The 19,805-nt window shown below is 72.0% G+C and carries 1 protein-coding gene (only partly in view); it reads left to right on the top strand.

The window, feature by feature from the left end; all coding sequences use genetic code 11:
- Positions 1–19,805, top strand: partial view of an SDR family NAD(P)-dependent oxidoreductase gene (locus WBG99_RS00190; RefSeq protein WP_338894320.1) — the 3' portion only. The gene continues 17,989 nt to the left of window position 1, outside the view; 19,805 of the gene's 37,794 nt are visible here — the last part of the coding sequence; its start codon lies beyond the left edge, outside the window; it ends in the stop codon at positions 19,803–19,805.

The following is a 19,805-nucleotide window of genomic DNA, read 5'->3' as shown; positions in this document are numbered from 1 at the left end:
ACCCGCTGACCGGCGTCGTGCACACCGCCGGCGTCGTCGACGACGGCGTGGTCACCGCGCTCACCGGCGAACACCTCGCCACGGTCCTGCGCCCCAAGGTGGACGCAGCCCTCCACCTCCACGAGCTGACGGCCGACCGCGATCTCGCGATGTTCACGCTGTTCTCGTCGGTGGCGGCCGTACTCGGCCCGTCCGGACAGGGCAACTACGCCGCGGCGAACGGCTTCCTGGACGCGCTGGCCGCGCACCGGCGGGCCCGCGGCCTTGCGGCGACCTCGCTTGCCTGGGGCCTGTGGGCCGAGTCCAGCGGCATCACCGGCCACCTGACCGGCGCCGACCTGGCGCGGGCGACCCGTGTCGGCGCACCGCTGTCCACTACGCAGGGCACGGCCCTCTTCGACATCTCCCGGACCGTGCCGCACGCGCACCTCGTCACGGCCAACCTCGACGTGAACGCGCTGCTTACCGATCCGTCGGGGCCGCCGCCCATGCTGCGCGGACTCGCGGGCGGGGCGCTGCGCCGGGCCAGCGACGCGCCGACCGCGGCCACCCTCCCCCAGCGGCTCGCCGGACTTCAGCCGGACGCCCGGCTTCCGCTGCTCGTCGACCTGGTCCGCGAGCAGACGGCCCTCGTGCTCGGCCACGCGTCCCCGGACGCCGTCGCGGCCGGACGCGCGTTCAAGGAAGCCGGTTTCGACTCACTGACCTCGGTGGAACTGCGCAACCGCACGCAGGCCGCCACCGGTCTGCGGCTGCCCGCGACCCTGGCGTTCGACCACCCCAACCCGGCCGCACTCGCCGCCTACCTGCTGGGCGAACTGCTCGGCGACCGGGACGTCCCGGCGCCGGTCCGCACCGCCCCGGTCGCCACGGACGACGACCCGATCGTGATCGTCGGGATGAGCTGCCGCATGCCGGGCGGCGCCGACAGCCCGGAACGGCTGTGGAGGCTGGTCGCCGACGGCGGCGACGGGATGACGGACTTCCCCGCCGACCGCGGCTGGGAGGCCGAGATCGCGGACGCCCCGTACGCCTTGCGCGGTGGATTCCTCGCCGACGCCACGGAGTTCGACGCGAACCTGTTCGGCATCTCGCCGCGCGAGGCCCTCGCCATGGACCCGCAGCAGCGGCTGTCGCTGGAAGCCGCCTGGGAGGCCTTCGAAGCAGCGGGCGTCGACCCGACGTCGGTGCGCGGTGCCCAGGTGGGTGTGTTCCTCGGGGCGGGAACCTCGTTCTACGGGATCGGCACCGACCTCTCCACGACCGCGGAGGGACACGTCCTCGCCGGTACCTCGAACAGCGTGATCTCCGGACGCGTCGCGTACTCGTTCGGCCTCGAAGGCCCCGCCCTCACCGTCGACACGGCCTGCTCGTCGTCCCTTGTGGCACTGCACCTGGCCGCGCAGGCCCTGCGCAACGGCGAGTGCGCGATGGCGCTGGCCGGTGGTGTCACGGTGCTCGCCGGCCCCGGGATCTACGCGGAGTTCAGCCGCCAGGGCGGCATCGCCGCGGACGGCCGGTGCAAGCCGTTCGCCGGAGCAGCGGACGGAACCGGATGGGCCGAGGGCGTCGGCGTCCTGGTCCTTGAGAGGATGTCGGACGCACGGCGTCTCGGCCACACGGTGCAGGCCGTGGTCCGCGGCAGCGCGATCAACCAGGACGGCGCGTCGAACGGGCTGACCGCCCCCAACGGTCCCTCCCAGGAACGGGTGATCCGACAGGCCCTTGCCAACGCCCGCCTGGAGACCTCCGACGTGGACGCGGTGGAGGCGCACGGCACCGGCACCAGGCTGGGCGACCCGATCGAGGCGCAGGCGCTGCTCGCCACGTACGGCCGGGACCGTGGCGGCGAACCGCTGTGGCTGGGGTCGATCAAGTCGAACATCGGACACACCCAGGCCGCCGCCGGCGTCGCCGGTGTCATCAAGATGGTCATGGCCATGCAGCACGGCGTCCTTCCGCCGACGCTGCACGTGGACGCCCCGACCTCGCACGTGGACTGGGAGTCCGGCGCCGTCGAGCTGCTGCGCGACGCCCGGCCGTGGCCCTCCGTCGACAGGCCGCGACGCGCGGGTGTGTCCTCGTTCGGCATGAGCGGCACCAACGCCCACGTGATCCTGGAGGCCGCACCGGCCGCCGCCGGGTCCGCTGCCGCCCCCGCCGCCCCCTCCTCCGAGACCGGCGCCCCCGGCGTCGTCCCGTGGTTCCTGTCGGCCAGGACGCGGGCCGGGCTTGCGGCGCAGGCCGAGCGGCTGCGCGACTTCCTGGCCGAGCGGCCCGAGCCCACCCCGACGGAGGTCGGCCGGGCATTGCTGTCGCGCGCCACACTGGAGCACCGCGCGGTGGTCCTCGGAGCGGACCGGGCCGAACTCCGGGACGGCCTGGACGCGCTCGCCGCGGGAGTTGCCCGCTCCGGAGTCGTCACCGGCGTCGCGGAGGACCGCGACAGCCGCTCGGTGGCGTTCGTGTTCCCGGGGCAGGGTTCGCAGTGGGTCGGGATGGCGCGTGAACTGGCGGAGTCGTCGCCGGTGTTCGCCGACCGACTGGCGGAGTGTGAGGCGGCGCTGGCTCCGTTCGTGTCGTGGTCGTTGGGCGATGTGCTGCGTGGGGCCGGGGATCTGGACCGGGTGGATGTGGTTCAGCCGGTGTTGTGGGCGGTGATGGTGTCGCTTGCTGCGGTGTGGCGGGCGCATGGTGTGGAGCCGTCGGCGGTGGTGGGTCACTCGCAGGGTGAGATCGCCGCCGCGGTGGTGGCGGGCGGGCTGTCGGTGTCGGACGGTGCGCGTGTGGTGGCGCTGCGCAGTCGGGCTCTGGTGGAGCTGGCGGGCACGGGCGGGATGGTGTCGGTCGCGGCGGGGAGTGCCGTGGTCGGGGAGTTGATCGGTTCGTTCGGGGGCCGGTTGTCGGTGGCGGCGGTGAACGGTCCGTCGTCGACGGTGGTGTCGGGTGAGCCGGAGGCGCTGGACGCGCTGGTGGCGTTGTGTGAGGTGCGGGAGGTTCGGGCGCGGCGTATTCCGGTGGACTACGCGTCGCATTCGGCGCAGGTGGAGCGGGTGCGTGGGCGGGTCCTTGAGGATCTCGCCGCGATCAGGCCGGTGACATCACGCGTACCGCTGTACTCGACGCTGACGGGTGCGCCCCTCGATACGGCGGGGATGGATGCCGCGTACTGGTACGAGAATCTGCGCTCGAGCGTGCGGTTCGAAGAGGCCACCCGGGCCCTGCTGGCCGACGGCCGGGCGGTGTTCATCGAATGCAGCCCGCACCCCGTCGTGTCGGTGGCCCTCCAGGAGACCGCCGAGGACGCCGACACCGCCATCACCGTTGTGGGCACGCTCCGCCGCGACGACGGCGGCGCACACCGGTTCCTGACGGTCCTGGGCGAACTCTGGACGGCCGGCGTACCCGTCGACGCCACCGGCGCCCTGCCCGACGGTCGACGCGTACCCCTGCCGACGTACGCCTTCCAGCGCGACCGCTACTGGCCGAAGCCCGTCGCCGCACACGACGCCGCCGCCGTCGGCCAGATCACGGTGGGGCACCCGCTGCTCGGCGCGGCGATCCCGCTGACGCACGACGACGTCGTGCTGACCGGACGGCTGTCGCCGGCGAGCCAACCGTGGCTGGCCGACCACGCCGTCCTCGACCGGACCCTGGTGCCGGGGACCGCGTTCGTGGAGATGGCGCTCCGGGCCGGAGAACAGGCCGGCTGCGGCCTGCTGCGGGAACTGGTACTGCAGTCGCCGCTGGTCCTGCCCGCGCAGGACGACGTGGCCGTGCAGGTCGCCGTCGGCGCCGCCGATGACTCCGGCGACCGCACCGTCGAGGTGTCCTCCCGCACCGGCGAGGACGCGCCGTGGGTGTGCCACGCGACCGGCGTCCTCGGCGCCGACGCCCCCGCCGCCGACTTCGACCATACGCAGTGGCCGCCGAGCGGCGCCCAGCGCATCGACCTCGCCCACTTCTACACCGGGCTCGCCGAGGCCGGATACGGCTACGGCCCCGCCTTCCAGGGACTCCGGGCCGCCTGGTGCGACGGCGACACCGTCTACGCCGACGTCGCGCTGCCCGAAGGCACCGAGTCGGACGCCGGCTCCTACGGCGTGCACCCCGCCCTCCTGGACGCCGCGCTCCACGCCGCCACCATCGGCGCCGAGGCCGGGACCCGGCTGCCGTTCGCGTGGACCGGCGTATCCCTGCGGGCCGTCGGGGCCACGGCACTGCGGGTGGCCCTCACCCCGGCCCCCGGCGGCATCACGCTGCGGGCCGCCGACCCCACCGGCGCACCGGTGCTCAGCATCGACGCGCTGGTGTCGCGCGAGATCACACCCGACGCCCTCGAAGGGGACGCGGGCCACGGAGTCCGCGACGCCCTGTTCGGCCTGGACTGGCTGCCCGTGACGACCACGGGCACCACGCCCGACACCTCCGGCTGGACGGTGCTCGGCCCCGATGACGCCGGACTGCCGAACGCACTCCGGTACGAGGACCTCGCCGCGCTGACGGCGGCCCTCGACGCGGGCGAACCCGCCCCCGCTGTGGTGGTACTGCCGCTGCGGACCGACACCGACACCGACACCGGGTCCTCGACGGAGGCCGAGGCCGTTCTGCGTATCTCGTCCGACGCCCTCGGCCTGCTGCGGGCATGGCTCGCCGAGGACCGGCTCGACGCATCCCGGCTCGTGGTCCTTACCCACGGGGCCGTGGGCAGCGCCGCCGACCTGGCAGGAGCAGCCGTGTGGGGCCTCGTGAGCTCCGCGCAGGTGGAGCACCCGGGCCGCTTCGTCCTGGTCGAACGCGAAACGTCCACGGACCGAACCTGGCCCCTCGCCGTCGACGCGGAGCCACGCACGGCGGTACGCGACGGCGGGATCCTGGCCCCCCGCCTGGTCCGTACACCCGCGACGGCCCCGCCCCGCATGGCGGAATCCGTTCTGATCACCGGCGGCACGGGAACACTGGGCGGCATCGTCGCCCGACACCTGGCCTCCCGCCACGACGTACGCCGCCTGGTGCTGCTGAGCCGCCGGGGCGCCGACAGCCCCGGAGCCGCCGAACTGGTGGAAGATCTGCGGACTTTGGGCGCGGAAGCGACCGTCGTCGCATGCGACGCGGCCGACCGGGACGCGCTGGCGGCAGTCCTGGACGAGCACGCGATCTCCGGCGTCATCCACGCCGCCGGCGTGATCGACGACGGCACCGTCGCCGCCTACGACCCCGACCGGTTGGCGGGGGTCCTGCGGCCGAAGGTCGACGCCGCACTGCACCTGCACGAGCTGACAGCCGACCGCGACCTGACCACCTTCGTGATGTTCTCCTCCGCGGCGGGAACGTTCGGCCCCGAGGGCCAGGCCGCCTACGCTGCGGCGAACGCGGTACTGGACGCGCTTGCCGCCCGGCGCACCGCCGCCGGCCTGCCGGCCGTATCGCTCGGATGGGGGCTGTGGTCGAGCGCCAGCGGGATGACCGGGCACCTGTCCACGGACGAGGTCGCCCGCGTCGCCCGTACGTCGCAATCGCTGAGTGACGCCGACGCACTCGCCCTGTTCGACGCGGCCGTGGGCTCGGAGCGCTCGCACCTGCTGCCGATCCGGCTGCGGCCGGCCGCCGGCCCGGACGGGGACTTGCCGCCCCTGCTGCGCGCCCTGGTCCGCCCGGCCCTGCGGCACGCGGCCGCCGAGGCCGCCCCCGACGCACTCGCGCACCGGCTCGCCGGACTCACGGCCGCCGAACAGGTCCGGACGGTGTCGGAGCTGCTCGCCACCGAAGTCGCCGCGGCCCTGGGCCATTCTGGTGTGGCCGCGATCGAACCAGGACGGGCCTTCAAGGACCTCGGGTTCGACTCGCTGCTCGCGGTCCGGCTACGCAACCGGCTGCAGGAGGTCACGCAGCTGCGACTGCCCGCGACCCTGGTGTTCGACCACCCCACGCCGGCCGCCCTCGCCCAGTTCATCCGGGACGAACTGGTCGGCCGCCGACCCACCGGCCCGGCGGTCGCCGCGACGAGTCCCGTCGGCCTGGACGAACCGATCGCGATCGTGGGCATGAGCTGCCGCTACCCCGGAGGCGTCAACGATCCGGCGCAGCTCTGGGCCCTGCTCGCCTCCGGCGGGGACGGCATCACGTCCTTCCCGGCCGACCGCGGCTGGGACGTCAGCACGGTGTACACCGGCGGCGACGCGGGCAGCGCGGCCGTCTTCGAGGGCGGGTTCCTGCACGACGCCACCGAGTTCGACGCGACCCTGTTCGGGATCTCTCCGCGCGAGGCCCTCGCCATGGACCCGCAGCAGCGGCTGCTCCTTGAGGCGTCCTGGGAGGCCTTCGAGAGCGCGGGCATGAACCCGACCGCGCTGCGCGGCAGCCGGACCGGCGTCTACGCGGGCCTCATGTACCACGACTACGCGACCGGCGGCGGAGTCGTCCCCGACGAGGTCCAGGGCTTCCTGGGCACGGGCAACGCCGGCAGTGTCGCCTCCGGCCGTGTCGCGTACACGTTCGGCCTGGAGGGTCCCGCGGTCACGGTGGACACGGCGTGCTCGTCATCGCTCGTGGCCATGCACTGGGCGGCGCAGGCGCTGCGTTCGGGCGACTGCGATCTGGCGCTGGCGGGCGGCGTCACCGTACTCGCCACGCCCTCCGTCTTCACCGAGTTCAGCCGGCAGGGCGGTCTGGCGTCGGACGGCCGGTGCAAGGCGTTCTCGGCCGCGGCCGACGGCAGCGGCTGGTCCGAGGGCATCGGCATGCTGGTCCTGGAGCGGTTGTCGGACGCGCGCCGCAACGGTCACGAGATCCTGGCGGTGGTCCGGGGCAGCGCGGTCAACCAGGACGGTGCGTCGAACGGTCTGACGGCGCCGAACGGTCCTTCGCAGGAGCGGGTGATCCGGCAGGCGTTGGCGAGTGCAGAGCTGTCGTCTTCTGATGTGGACGCGGTGGAGGCGCACGGTACGGGTACGAGGCTTGGTGACCCGATCGAGGCGCAGGCGCTCCTTGCCACGTACGGTCAAGATCGGTCTGAGGGCCGGCCGTTGTGGCTGGGTTCGGTGAAGTCGAACATCGGGCACACGCAGGCCGCGGCGGGTGTGGCCGGTGTGATCAAGATGGTCCTTGCGATGCGTCATGGAGTGCTTCCCGCGACGTTGCATGTGGACGAGCCGACTCCGCAGGTGGACTGGTCGGCGGGTGCGGTGGAGCTGTTGGCCGAGGAGCGTGTCTGGCCGGAGACGGACCGACCGCGCCGGGCGGGTGTGTCCTCCTTCGGCATCAGCGGCACCAACGCGCACGTGATCCTCGAGAGCGTTCCGAGCCCGGCCGAACGACCCGAGCCCCAGGCTGCTCCCGCCGGCCCCGTCCCGTGGTTGGTGTCGGGCCACACGCCCGAGGCATTGGTGGCACAGGGCCGCCGACTGCGCGATCACGTGGCGGCCGAGCCGGACCTTTCGGCGACCGATGTGGCTCGGTCGCTGTTGTCGCGGGCGGGTCTGGAGCATCGTGCGGTGGTGCTGGGTGGGGACCGGGCCGTGATGTTGGACGGCTTGGGTGTGCTCGGTGGTGAGGGTGTGGTGCGGGGCCGGGTCGTTCCCGGTGATGTGGCGTTCGTGTTCCCGGGGCAGGGTTCGCAGTGGGTCGGGATGGCGCGTGAACTGGCGGAGTCGTCGCCGGTGTTCGCCGACCGACTGGCGGAGTGTGAGGCGGCGCTGGCTCCGTTCGTGTCGTGGTCGTTGGGCGATGTGCTGCGTGGGGCCGGGGATCTGGACCGGGTGGATGTGGTTCAGCCGGTGTTGTGGGCGGTGATGGTGTCGCTTGCTGCGGTGTGGCGGGCGCATGGTGTGGAGCCGTCGGCGGTGGTGGGTCACTCGCAGGGTGAGATCGCCGCCGCGGTGGTGGCGGGCGGGCTGTCGGTCGAGGACGGTGCGCGTGTGGTGGCGCTGCGCAGTCGGGCTCTGGTGGAGCTGGCGGGCACGGGCGGGATGGTGTCGGTCGCGGCGGGGAGTGCCGTGGTCGGGGAGTTGATCGGTTCGTTCGGGGGCCGGTTGTCGGTGGCGGCGGTGAACGGTCCGTCGTCGACGGTGGTGTCGGGTGAGCCGGAGGCGCTGGACGCGCTGGTGGCGTTGTGTGAGGTGCGGGAGGTTCGGGCGCGGCGTATTCCGGTGGACTACGCGTCGCATTCGGCGCAGGTGGATCGGCTCCGGGAGCGGATTCTTGAGGATCTCGCCGGGGTTGTGCCGAGGACTTCTGATGTTCCGTTGTATTCGACGGTGACGGGTGCGCCGATCGATACGGCGGGGATGGACGCGGGGTACTGGTTCGAGAGTCTGCGCTCGACGGTGCGGTTCGAGGAGGCGACGCGGGCCCTGCTGGGTGCGGGCCGGTCGGTGTTCGTGGAGTGCAGCCCCCACCCGGTGCTGACGGTGGGTGTGCAGGAGACCGCCGAGGATGCCGGGGCCGACGCTGCCGTGGTGGGCACGTTGCGGCGTGGCCGGGGTGGCCTGGACCAGGTGCTCGCGGTGCTGGCGGAGGCGTGGACGGCGGGTGTGGAGGTCGACTTCACCCCGGTCGTGGCCGGGGGCCGGCGGGTTGGTCTGCCGACGTATGCGTTCCAGCGGGAGCGGTACTGGTTGGAGCCGGTGTCGGTGGCGGCCGGTGGTGATCCGGTGGAGGCGCGGTTCTGGGATGCCGTCGAGCGTGAGGACCTCGCCGAACTGACGCAAGCCCTCGACCTGACGGAGGACGGGGCACTGAGGTCGATCCTGCCGGTGCTGTCGTCGTGGCGACAGTTGCGGCGCCGCGAGTCGGTGATCGGGTCGTGGCGTTATCGGGTGACGTGGAAGCCGTTGTCGGGTCTGCCGGAGGCCCGGTTGTCGGGTCGGTGGTTGGTGGTGGTTCCGGCGGTTGTCGGGTCGGTGGCGGTGGTCGGTCAGGTGGAGGCGGCTATCCGTTCGGCGGGTGGGGACGTGGTGCGTTGTGTCCTCGATGGTGCTGATCGGGAGGTGTGGGCGGCGCGGCTGGCGGAGGTGGGGCCGGTCGTCGGTGTGGTGTCGCTGTTGGCGCTGGCCGAGGGGCCGTATGTCTCGGGTTCGGTTGTTTCGGGTGGTGTGGCTGGGTCGTTGGTGTTGTTGCAGGCGTTGGGTGATGTGGGTGTTCGGGCTCGGGTGTGGTCGGTGACGGTTGGTGCGGTGTCGGTGGGTCGTGCGGATCGTTTGGTGAGTCCGGTGCAGGCGCAGGTGTGGGGTTTGGGTCGGGTTGCGGCGTTGGAGTTGCCCGATGTGTGGGGTGGTTTGGTTGATGTGCCGTTGGTGGTGGATGAGCGTGTGGGGCGGCGTCTGGTAGGGGTTTTGGCCGGCGCTGGTGGTGAGGATCAGGTTGCGGTGCGTTCGTCGGGGGTGTTCGGGCGCAGGTTGGTGCGTGGGTCGGGGGTTGTGGGGGGTGGGTCGTCGTGGGTGCCGTCGGGGACGGTGCTGGTGACGGGTGGTCTGGGTGCGTTGGGTGGTGAGGTGGCTCGGTGGTTGGCGGGTCGTGGGGTGCCGCATCTGGTGTTGACGGGTCGTCGCGGCTGGGATACGCCGGGTGTTGAGGAGTTGGTGGGGGAGTTGTCCGCGTTGGGTGCGCGGGTGACGGTGGTGGCGTGTGATGTGGCGGATCGGGACGCGCTCGCGGGGGTGTTGGGGGGGATTCCGTCGGATGTGCCGTTGAGGGGTGTGGTGCATACGGCGGGTGTGGTGGATGACGGTGTGCTGGATGGTTTGTCGCCGGAGCGGTTCGAGGGGGTGTTGGCGGGCAAGGCCGGTGGTCTGGTGGTGCTGGATGAGTTGACCGCGGGTCTGGATCTGGACTTGTTCGTGGTGTTCTCGTCGATCGCGGGTTCGTTGGGGAGTGCGGGGCAGGGTAACTACGCTGCGGCGAACGCTTTCCTGGACGCGTGGATCCAGCGGCGTCGGGACCGCGGCCTTGCGGGACTGTCGATCGCCTGGGGCGCCTGGGCACAGGACGGACTCGCCACCGAAGAGGTGGTCGTCGAGCGGCTGCGGCGCGGCGGCGTGGTGCCGATGGACCCGGAGACGGCGATCCAGGCCATGGCCAAGGCCATTGAGAGCGGTGAGAGCGAAGCGGCCGTCGCGGACATCGACTGGCCGCGGTTCCTCGAAGGATTCACCGGTTCCCGCCCGAGCGCCTTGCTCGCCGATCTGCCCGAAGCCGTCGCACGACCGGCCCTCGCCCGCGAGGAGGCCCCCGCGCCGATGCGAGCCGAGCTGGCGTCGGCGCCGGCAGGCCGGCGCCGGCAGATCCTGCTCGACGTCGTCCGCACCCAGGCCGCGTCCGTGCTCGGCCACGCCTCCGTCGACGCGGTGGCACCCGCCCGGGCCTTCCGTGAGCTGGGCTTCGACTCGCTGACCGCGGTCGAACTGCGGAACCGGCTCAGCGCCGAGACGACGCTGCGGCTGCCGACGACGCTGGTGTTCGACCACCCGACGCCGGCCCGGCTCGCCGACCATCTGCTCGGCATGATGCTCGGCGACCAGACCCTCCTGACTGAGGCGATGGCGCCCGCGACGGCCGGGGTGGACGAGCCGATCGTGATCGTCGGCATGAGCTGCCGTTTCCCGGGCGACGTCAGCACCCCCGCTGAGCTGTGGCAGCTCGTGACCGACGGCGTGGACGGCGTCGGCCCGTTCCCGACCGACCGTGGCTGGGACCTGGATCCCGAGGCTCGGACGTACGCGCCGGAAGGCGGATTCCTCAGCCACGCGACCGAGTTCGACGCGACCCTGTTCGGGATCTCTCCGCGCGAGGCCCTCGCCATGGATCCGCAGCAGCGTTTGCTGCTTGAGGCGTCCTGGGAGGCGTTCGAGTCCGCCGGAGCCGACCCGCTGTCCGTCCATGGCAGTTCCGTCGGCGTCTTCGTGGGAACGAACGGCCAGGACTACGGCAGCCTGCTGGCGGCCTCCGACGAAGAGGTCGACGGACACGTCCTGACGGGCAACGCCGCGTCGGTGCTCTCCGGCCGGGTGGCGTACGCGTTCGGGCTCGAAGGCCCGGCGATGACCGTGGACACGGCGTGCTCGTCGTCCCTCGTGGCCCTGCACCTGGCCGCGCAGGCGCTGCGGCGCGGCGAATGCGAGATGGCGCTCGCCGGCGGTGTCACGGTCATGTCCACCAACGCCGCCTTCGCCGAGTTCGCCCGGCAGGGCGGTCTGGCGGCCGACGGCCGGTGCAAGGCGTTCTCGGCCGGTGCGGATGGCACCGGCTGGGGCGAGGGCGTCGGTGTCCTGGTCCTGGAGCGGTTGTCGGACGCGCGCCGCAACGGTCACGAGATCCTGGCGGTGGTCCGGGGCAGCGCGGTCAACCAGGACGGTGCGTCGAATGGTCTGACGGCGCCGAACGGTCCTTCCCAGCAGCGGGTGATCCGGCAGGCGTTGGCGGATGCCGGCTTGTCGCCGTCCGAGGTGGACGCGGTGGAGGCGCACGGTACGGGTACGAGCCTCGGCGACCCGATCGAGGCGCAGGCCCTGCTTGCGACGTACGGCGAAGACCGTGACGGTGATCGGCCGCTGTGGCTGGGCTCGGTCAAGTCGAACATCGGGCACACGCAGGCCGCGGCGGGTGTCGCTGGCGTGATCAAGATGGTGCAGGCGCTGCGCCACGGGGTGCTTCCGGCGACGTTGCATGTGGATGAGCCGTCGGGTCAGGTGGACTGGTCGGCGGGTGCGGTGGAGTTGCTGACGGAGTCGCGTCCGTGGCCGGAGGTGGATCGTCCGCGCCGGGCGGGTGTGTCGTCGTTCGGGATCAGCGGAACGAACGCCCACGTCATCCTGGAGGCGGTGCCTGCGGAGGAGCCGGAGGAGTCGTCGGCCGGGCAGGGTTTGGTGCCGTGGTTGGTGTCGGGCCGTTCGGCTGGTGCGTTGTCCGCTCAGGCGGGTCGGTTGAACGAGTTCGTTGCCGGAGACCGGGATCTCGTACTGGCGGACGTTGCGGGGTCGTTGATGACCCGGGCGGCGCTGGACCACCGCGCGGTGGTGCTCGGTTCCGACCGGGAGGGGCTGCTCGAAGGCACTGCTGCACTGGCGGATGGACGTCCCTCCGCAGGTGTGGTGTCCGGTGTGGCGGGTGAGGGCCGTACGGCGTTCCTGTTCACGGGCCAGGGTGCGCAGCGGGTCGGGATGGGCCGGGGTCTGTATGAGGCGTTCCCGGTGTTCGCGGAGGCGTTCGACGCGGTGTGCGCGGAGTTGGACGTCAGGCTTGGCCGGTCGGTCAGGGATGTGGTGTTCGAGAGCACTGATCTCGATCGGACGGTGTGGGCGCAGGCGGGCCTGTTCGCGGTCGAGGTGGCTTCGTACCGGCTGGTGGAGTCCTGGAACGTGGTCCCGGACTTCCTGCTGGGTCATTCCATAGGTGAGATCGCGGCGGCGCATGTGGCCGGGGTCTTGTCCCTGGCGGATGCCTGTGCGCTGGTGGCGGCGCGTGGTCGTCTGATGCAGGCGCTTCCGTCCGGTGGGGCGATGTTGGCGGTGCAGGCTTCCGAGGCCGAGGTGGTCGGGGCGGTGGCGGGCCGGTTGGACATCGCCGCGGTCAACGGCCCCACGTCCGTCGTGGTGTCGGGTGTTGCCGATGTGATCGAGGAGTTCGCGGTCCGGTGGTCGGCCGAGGGCCGCAAGACGCACCGGCTGACGGTCTCGCACGCCTTCCACTCGGCGCTGATGGAGCCGATGCTCGCCGAGTTCGCCGCCGTACTGGAGGGGTTGACGTTCCAGGAGCCCCAGGTTCCGCTGGTGTCGAACCTGACCGGCACGGTCGCGGAGCCGGGGCTGATGTCCACCCCGGACTACTGGGTACGGCAGGTCCGCGAAGCGGTCCGCTTCGCCGACGGGGTCGACGCCCTGGACCAGCACGGCGTGACCCGGTTCGTGGAAGTCGGACCGGAGGGCGTGTTGAGTGCGCTTGCCGGCCAGATGCTTCCTGATGTGGTCTGCGCGCCCCTGCTGCGTAAGGGCCGGGACGAGCACGAGACCGTACTGAGCGCACTGGCCGCTCTGTGGACGTCCGGTGCCGAGATCGACTGGTCACGGGTGCTGCCCCAGGGCCGTCGGGTACGCGTACCGCTGCCGACGTACGCCTTCCAGCGGGACCGGTACTGGCCCAAGGCAGCCGTCACCAGCACGCTTGCCGCCGCGGACCCGGACGAAGCCAGATTCTGGAAGGCGATCGAGAACCAGGATCTCGGCGAACTCGCCGAGGCTCTCGACATCGCCGAGACCCCGGACGCGCTGGGCTCCGTCCTGCCGGTGCTGTCGTCGTGGCGACAGTTGCGGCGCCGCGAGTCGGTGATCGGGTCGTGGCGTTATCGGGTGACGTGGAAGCCGTTGTCGGGTCTGCCGGAGGCCCGGTTGTCGGGTCGGTGGTTGGTGGTGGTTCCGGCGGTTGTCGGGGCGGTGGCGGTGGTCGGTCAGGTGGAGGCGGCGATCCGTTCGGCGGGTGGGGACGTGGTGCGTTGTGTCCTCGATGGTGCTGATCGGGAGGTGTGGGCGGCGCGGCTGGCGGAGGTGGGGCCGGTCGTCGGTGTGGTGTCGCTGTTGGCGCTGGCCGAGGGGCCGTATGTCTCGGGTTCGGTTGTTTCGGGTGGTGTGGCTGGGTCGTTGGTGTTGTTGCAGGCGTTGGGTGATGTGGGTGTTCGGGCTCGGGTGTGGTCGGTGACGGTTGGTGCGGTGTCGGTGGGTCGTGCGGATCGTTTGGTGAGTCCGGTGCAGGCGCAGGTGTGGGGTTTGGGTCGGGTTGCGGCGTTGGAGTTGCCCGATGTGTGGGGTGGTTTGGTTGATGTGCCGTTGGTGGTGGATGAGCGTGTGGGGCGGCGTCTGGTAGGGGTTTTGGCCGGCGCTGGTGGTGAGGATCAGGTTGCGGTGCGTTCGTCGGGGGTGTTCGGGCGCAGGTTGGTGCGTGGGTCGGGGGTTGTGGGGGGTGGGTCGTCGTGGGTGCCGTCGGGGACGGTGCTGGTGACGGGTGGTCTGGGTGCGTTGGGTGGTGAGGTGGCTCGGTGGTTGGCGGGTCGTGGGGTGCCGCATCTGGTGTTGACGGGTCGTCGCGGCTGGGATACGCCGGGTGTTGAGGAGTTGGTGGGGGAGTTGTCCGCGTTGGGTGCGCGGGTGACGGTGGTGGCGTGTGATGTGGCGGATCGGGACGCGCTCGCGGGGGTGTTGGGGGGGATTCCGTCGGATGTGCCGTTGAGGGGTGTGGTGCATACGGCGGGTGTGGTGGATGACGGTGTGCTGGATGGTTTGTCGCCGGAGCGGTTCGAGGGGGTGTTGGCGGGCAAGGCCGGTGGTCTGGTGGTGCTGGATGAGTTGACCGCGGGTCTGGATCTGGACTTGTTCGTGGTGTTCTCGTCGATCGCGGGTTCGTTGGGGAGTGCGGGGCAGGGTAACTACGCTGCGGCGAACGCTTTCCTGGACGCGTGGATCCAGCGGCGTCGGGACCGCGGCCTTGCGGGACTGTCGATCGCCTGGGGCGCCTGGGCGGAACACGGCATGGCCACCGAGGACGCAGTGGTCGACCGTGTGCGCCGGGCCGGACTGAGGCCGATGGACGCGCAGTTGGCGATGGAGGCGATGGGCCGCGCCGTCGACCACGGTGAGGACTTCGTGGCGATCGCCGATGTCGACTGGACTCGGATGTCGGCCGCTCTCACCGGCGCACGCGTCAGCCCGTTGCTGGCCGACCTTCCCGAAGCCGGCCGGCCCGGTCACGTCGAGGACGAGCAGGCCGGACCGGAGGGCCTGGAGGCGATTCCGGTCGCCCAGCGTGGCCGGGTACTGCTGGACCTGATCCGCGGAAGCGCGGCAGCGGTACTGGGACACGTATCGACCGAGATGGTGGAGCCCGGCCGGGCGTTCCGCGACATCGGGTTCGATTCGCTGACCGCGATGACCTTCCGGAACCTCATCGGTGCCCGGACCGGGTTGACGTTGCCGGCCACACTCGTCTTCGACCAGCCCACCCCCACCGCCCTGGTCGAGTTCCTCCTCGCCGAGCTGTACAGCACGACCGGCTCCGCACCGACTCCGGCTCCGGCCGCCGCCGGGGGCGAGGACGAGCCGATCGCGATCGTCGGCATGGCATGCCGCTTCCCGGGAGGCGCCGGATCGCCGGAGGCCCTGTGGTCCCTGGTGTCAGACGACGTCGACGCCATGACGGACTTCCCCGCCGACCGGGGCTGGGATGCCGCCGCGCACTCGGGCTCGTACGCGCGGCGCGGTGGGTTCGTCGACGGCGTCGTGGAGTTCGACGCGGGCCTGTTCGGGATCTCGCCGCGCGAGGCCCTCGCCATGGACCCGCAACAGCGACTCCTGCTGGAGACGGTCTGGGAGACGTTCGAGTCCGCCGGCATGGATCCGCGGTCCGCGCGGGGCCGGTCCGTGGGCGTCTTCGCGGGCACGAACGGTCAGGACTACCCGACCCTCCTGGCCGCATCGGGTGACGAGGTCCAAGGCCACGTCGCCACGGGCAACGCGGCGGCGGTCCTTTCGGGTCGCGTGGCGTACGCCTTCGGGCTCGAAGGCCCGGCGATGACGGTCGACACCGCCTGCTCTGCCTCGCTGGTCGCCCTGCACCTGGCGGCGCAGGCACTGCGGCGCGGCGAATGCGAGATGGCGCTCGCCGGCGGTGTCACGGTGATGTCCACGCCGGGTGTCTTCACCGAGTTCGACCGACAGGGCGGTCTGGCGGCCGACGGCCGGTGCAAGGCGTTCTCGGCCGATGCGGACGGGACCGGCTGGGGTGAGGGCGTCGGCGTCCTGCTGGTCGAGCGTCTGTCGGACGCGCGCCGCAACGGCCATGAGGTTCTGGCGGTGGTCCGAGGCAGCGCGGTAAACCAGGACGGTGCGTCCAACGGTCTGACGGCGCCGAACGGCCCGTCTCAGCAGCGCGTGATCCGGCAGGCCTTGGCGAACGCCGGGCTGTCACCGTCCGAGGTGGACGCCGTGGAGGCGCACGGTACGGGTACCAGCCTCGGCGACCCGATCGAGGCGCAGGCGCTCCTTGCGACGTACGGTCAGGACCGGCCCGAAGACCGGCCGCTGTGGCTGGGGTCGGTCAAGTCGAACATCGGGCACACCCAGGCCGCCGCCGGTGTGGCCGGTGTCATCAAGATGGTGCAGGCACTGCGCCACGGCGTCCTGCCGGCCACCCTGCACGTGGAGGAACCTTCGCCGCAGGTGGACTGGTCGGCGGGTGCGGTGGAGCTGCTGACGGAGGCCCGGCCGTGGCCCGAGGTGGACCGTCCGCGCCGGGCGGGTGTGTCGTCCTTCGGTATCAGCGGTACGAACGCCCACATCATCCTGGAAGCGCCGTCGGCTGTCGGTGAGGCGGCGTCCGCGCCGGCCCCGGCTCCGGCGGGCGGGCCGCTGCCGTGGCTGCTGTCGGCCCAGAACGCCGAATCGCTGCGGGCACAAGCGGAGCGGCTCGTCGGGCACATGGACACCCGTCCCGACTTCGACCTTGTCGGAGCGGCCTGGTCGTTGGTGACGGGGCGGGCCGGGCTTGCCCACCGCGCGGTCGTGCTCGGAGACGACCGGGACGCGCTGCGGCCGGGCGCCGCGGCGCTGGCTTCGGGCGCGCTCTCGGCAGGCGTTGTCACAGGCACCGCGCGTGAGGGACGTACGGCGTTCCTGTTCACGGGCCAGGGGGCGCAGCGGGTCGGGATGGGCCGCGACCTCTACGGGTCGCATCCGGTGTTCGCGGAGGCGTTCGACGCGGTGTGCGCGGAGTTCGACCTGCTTCTCGACCGGCCGGTCAGGGACGTGGTGTTCGAGAGCACTGATCTCGATCAGACGGTGTGGGCGCAGGCGGGCCTGTTCGCCGTCGAGGTGGCTTCGTACCGGCTGCTGGAGTCCTGGAACGTGGTCCCGGACTTCCTGCTCGGCCACTCGATAGGTGAGATCGCGGCGGCGCATGTGGCCGGGGTCTTGTCCCTGGCGGATGCCTGCACGCTGGTGGCGGCGCGTGGTCGTCTGATGCAGGCGCTTCCGTCCGGTGGGGCGATGCTGGCGGTGCAGGCCTCCGAGGCCGAAGTGGCCGAGGCGGTGTCGGGCCGGTTGGACATCGCCGCGGTCAACGGCCCCACGTCCGTCGTGGTGTCGGGTGTTGCCGACGTGATCGAGGAACTGGCGGCGTACTGGACCTCCCAAGGCCGCAAGACGAGTCGGCTGACGGTCTCGCACGCCTTCCATTCGGTGCTGATGGAGCCGATGCTCGCCGAGTTCACCGTCGTACTGGAGGGGCTGACGTTCCAGGAGCCGCGGATCCCGATCGTGTCGAACCTGACCGGCATCGTCGCGGAGCCCGGGCTCATGTCCACCCCGGACTACTGGGTAGGGCAGGTCCGCGAAGCGGTCCGGTTCGCCGACGGTGTCGACACCCTGCACCACCACGGCGTGACCCGGTTCGTGGAAGTCGGACCGGACGGTGTGCTGTGCGGAATGGCTGCACAGTCGGTCTCGGACGCTCTCTTCACGCCCGTCATGCGCCGCGACCGGAGCGGGACCGAGACGGCGCTGCACGCGCTGGCCCGCCTGTGGACGGTCGGCGTCGAGGTGGACTGGCAGACCGTCCTGCCGCGTGGCCGTCGGGTCGCACTGCCGACGTACGCCTTCCACAGGGAGCGGTTCTGGCCGACCCCGGCGGCGTCGCCGGTGCTGTCCGGAGACGTCGTGGAGTCCCGGTTCTGGGAGGCCGTCGAGCGCGAGGACCTGGACGAGCTCGCGGGAACGCTCCGCCTCGGCGACCGGTCGCAGGTACTCGGTGAGCTCCTGCCCGCGCTCTCCTCGTGGCGCCGACTGCGCCGCCAGGACTCGGTGCTCGACAACTGGCGCTACCAGGTCACCTGGAAGCCGGTCCCCGTCCCCGACGGCGAACTCGACGGGTCCTGGCTCGTGGTCACCCTTGACGGAACCGACGACGACCTTGCCGAGGGCGTGCGCGGGGCGATCCGCTCCGGGGGAGCGGGAATCATCGACATCGCGCTCGGCGAGGCGGAACTCGACCGTGCTTCGCTCGCGGCCCGGATCCTCGAAGCGACCGACGGCGTGCCCGACGTGGCCGGGACCGTGCTGATCGCCGCTGCCGACCGCACGGAGGCCGCCGGCCCCGCCGTGTCACCGGCGGTGGCCGCGGCCCTGGTGACACTGCAGGCCCTCGGCGACGCGAACATGAAGACGCCGCTGTGGACGCTGACCCGCGGCGCCGTCCGGACAGCCCCGGGCGACGCGCTCGACAGTCCCGACCAGGCGCAGGTGTGGGGCCTCGGCCGAGTCGCCGCGCTGGAACACCCTCAGCGCTGGGGCGGCCTGATCGATCTCCCGGACACCGTGGACGCCGCTGCCGCACGGACGCTGGCCGGTGTGCTGGGCGGCACGCTGGGCGAGGACCAGGTCGCGGTGCGAGGTCCGGGCGGCGTCCTCGTCCGACGCCTCGTCCGTGCCGACGCCGCCGACGGCACCGAGCCGTCGTGGTCGCCGTCGGGTCCCGGAACGGTGCTGGTGACCGGCGGAACCGGCGCCCTTGGCGCGGTCGTCGGACGGTGGCTCGCCGAAGCCGGCGTGACCCGTCTGCTGCTGACCGGCCGCCGGGGCCCGGACGCGCCCGGCGCCGCCGAGCTGGTCGCCGAACTCAACGCGCTGGGCACCCAGGTGACCGTCGCGGCCTGCGATGTGGCGGACCGGGACGCGCTCGCCGCGGTGCTGGCGGAGATTCCGGCGGACGCTCCGCTGATCGGCGTCGTGCACGCCGCGGGCGTACTGGACGACGGCACGCTGGACTCCCTCACACGGCAGCGGTTCGAGACCGTCCTGGAGGCGAAGGTGTCCGGCCTCGTCCACTTGGACGAGCTCACCCGGGACCTGGAGTTCTTCGTGGCGTTCTCCTCGCTGGCAGGCACCCTCGGCAGCGCCGGCCAGGGCAACTACGCGGCCGCGAACGCCTTCCTGGACGCGTGGATGCAGCGTCGGCACGACAGGGGGCTGCCGGGCGTATCGGTGGCCTGGGGTCCGTGGGCGCACGAAGGCATGGCCGCGAGCCGGGTCGTGACGGACCGGCTGCGCCGCAGCGGCGTGCCGGCCATGGACCCGAGTGCGGCGGTACGGGCGCTGGCCCGGGCCATCGGCGACGACCAGCCGCACCTCGTGGTCGCGGACATCGACTGGCACACGTTCGCGCCCAGGTTCTCGGGGAACCGTCCGAATCCGCTCGTACGCGACCTGCCGGAGGGCGCCGCCCTGGTCCCGGGAACGGTGACGACCGAGGACCGCGCCGCCGACCTGCGCCGGGAGTTCGCGGCCCTGCCCGCCGCGCAGCGGCATCGCATGCTGCTCGACATGGTCCGCGCCCGTGCCGCCACGGCCCTCGGCCGCGACAGCGCCGACGCCATCGCACCGGAGCAGGACTTCCGCTCGATCGGGTTCGACTCGCTCATCGCGGTGGAGTTCCGCAACATCCTGCACCACGAGACCGGCCTGAACCTCCCTGCCACGTTGGTGTTCGACCACCCGACGCCCAGGGCGCTCGGAGCCTTCCTCGGGGGCCTGCTGCTGCCGGAGGAGACCGAGGGGCCGATCGATGTCGCCGCGGATCTCGACCGGCTGGAGGCCAGGCTGCTGCGGCTCGAACCGGACGAGCGCGAACGGGCGGACGTCGCCGCCCGGCTCCAGGGCATGCTGGCCCGCTTGGCTGGGACGGACGAGACGCAGGCGAACGACGTGCTGGACGACGCCAGTGCCGATGAGGTCCTCGACCTCATCCGTAAGGAATTCGGGGGCCCGGCTTGA

The organism is Streptomyces sp. TG1A-60, from assembly GCF_037201975.1.
Taxonomy (GTDB): Bacteria; Actinomycetota; Actinomycetes; order Streptomycetales; family Streptomycetaceae; genus Streptomyces.
This window is presented reverse-complemented; position numbering and strand designations above follow the sequence as displayed.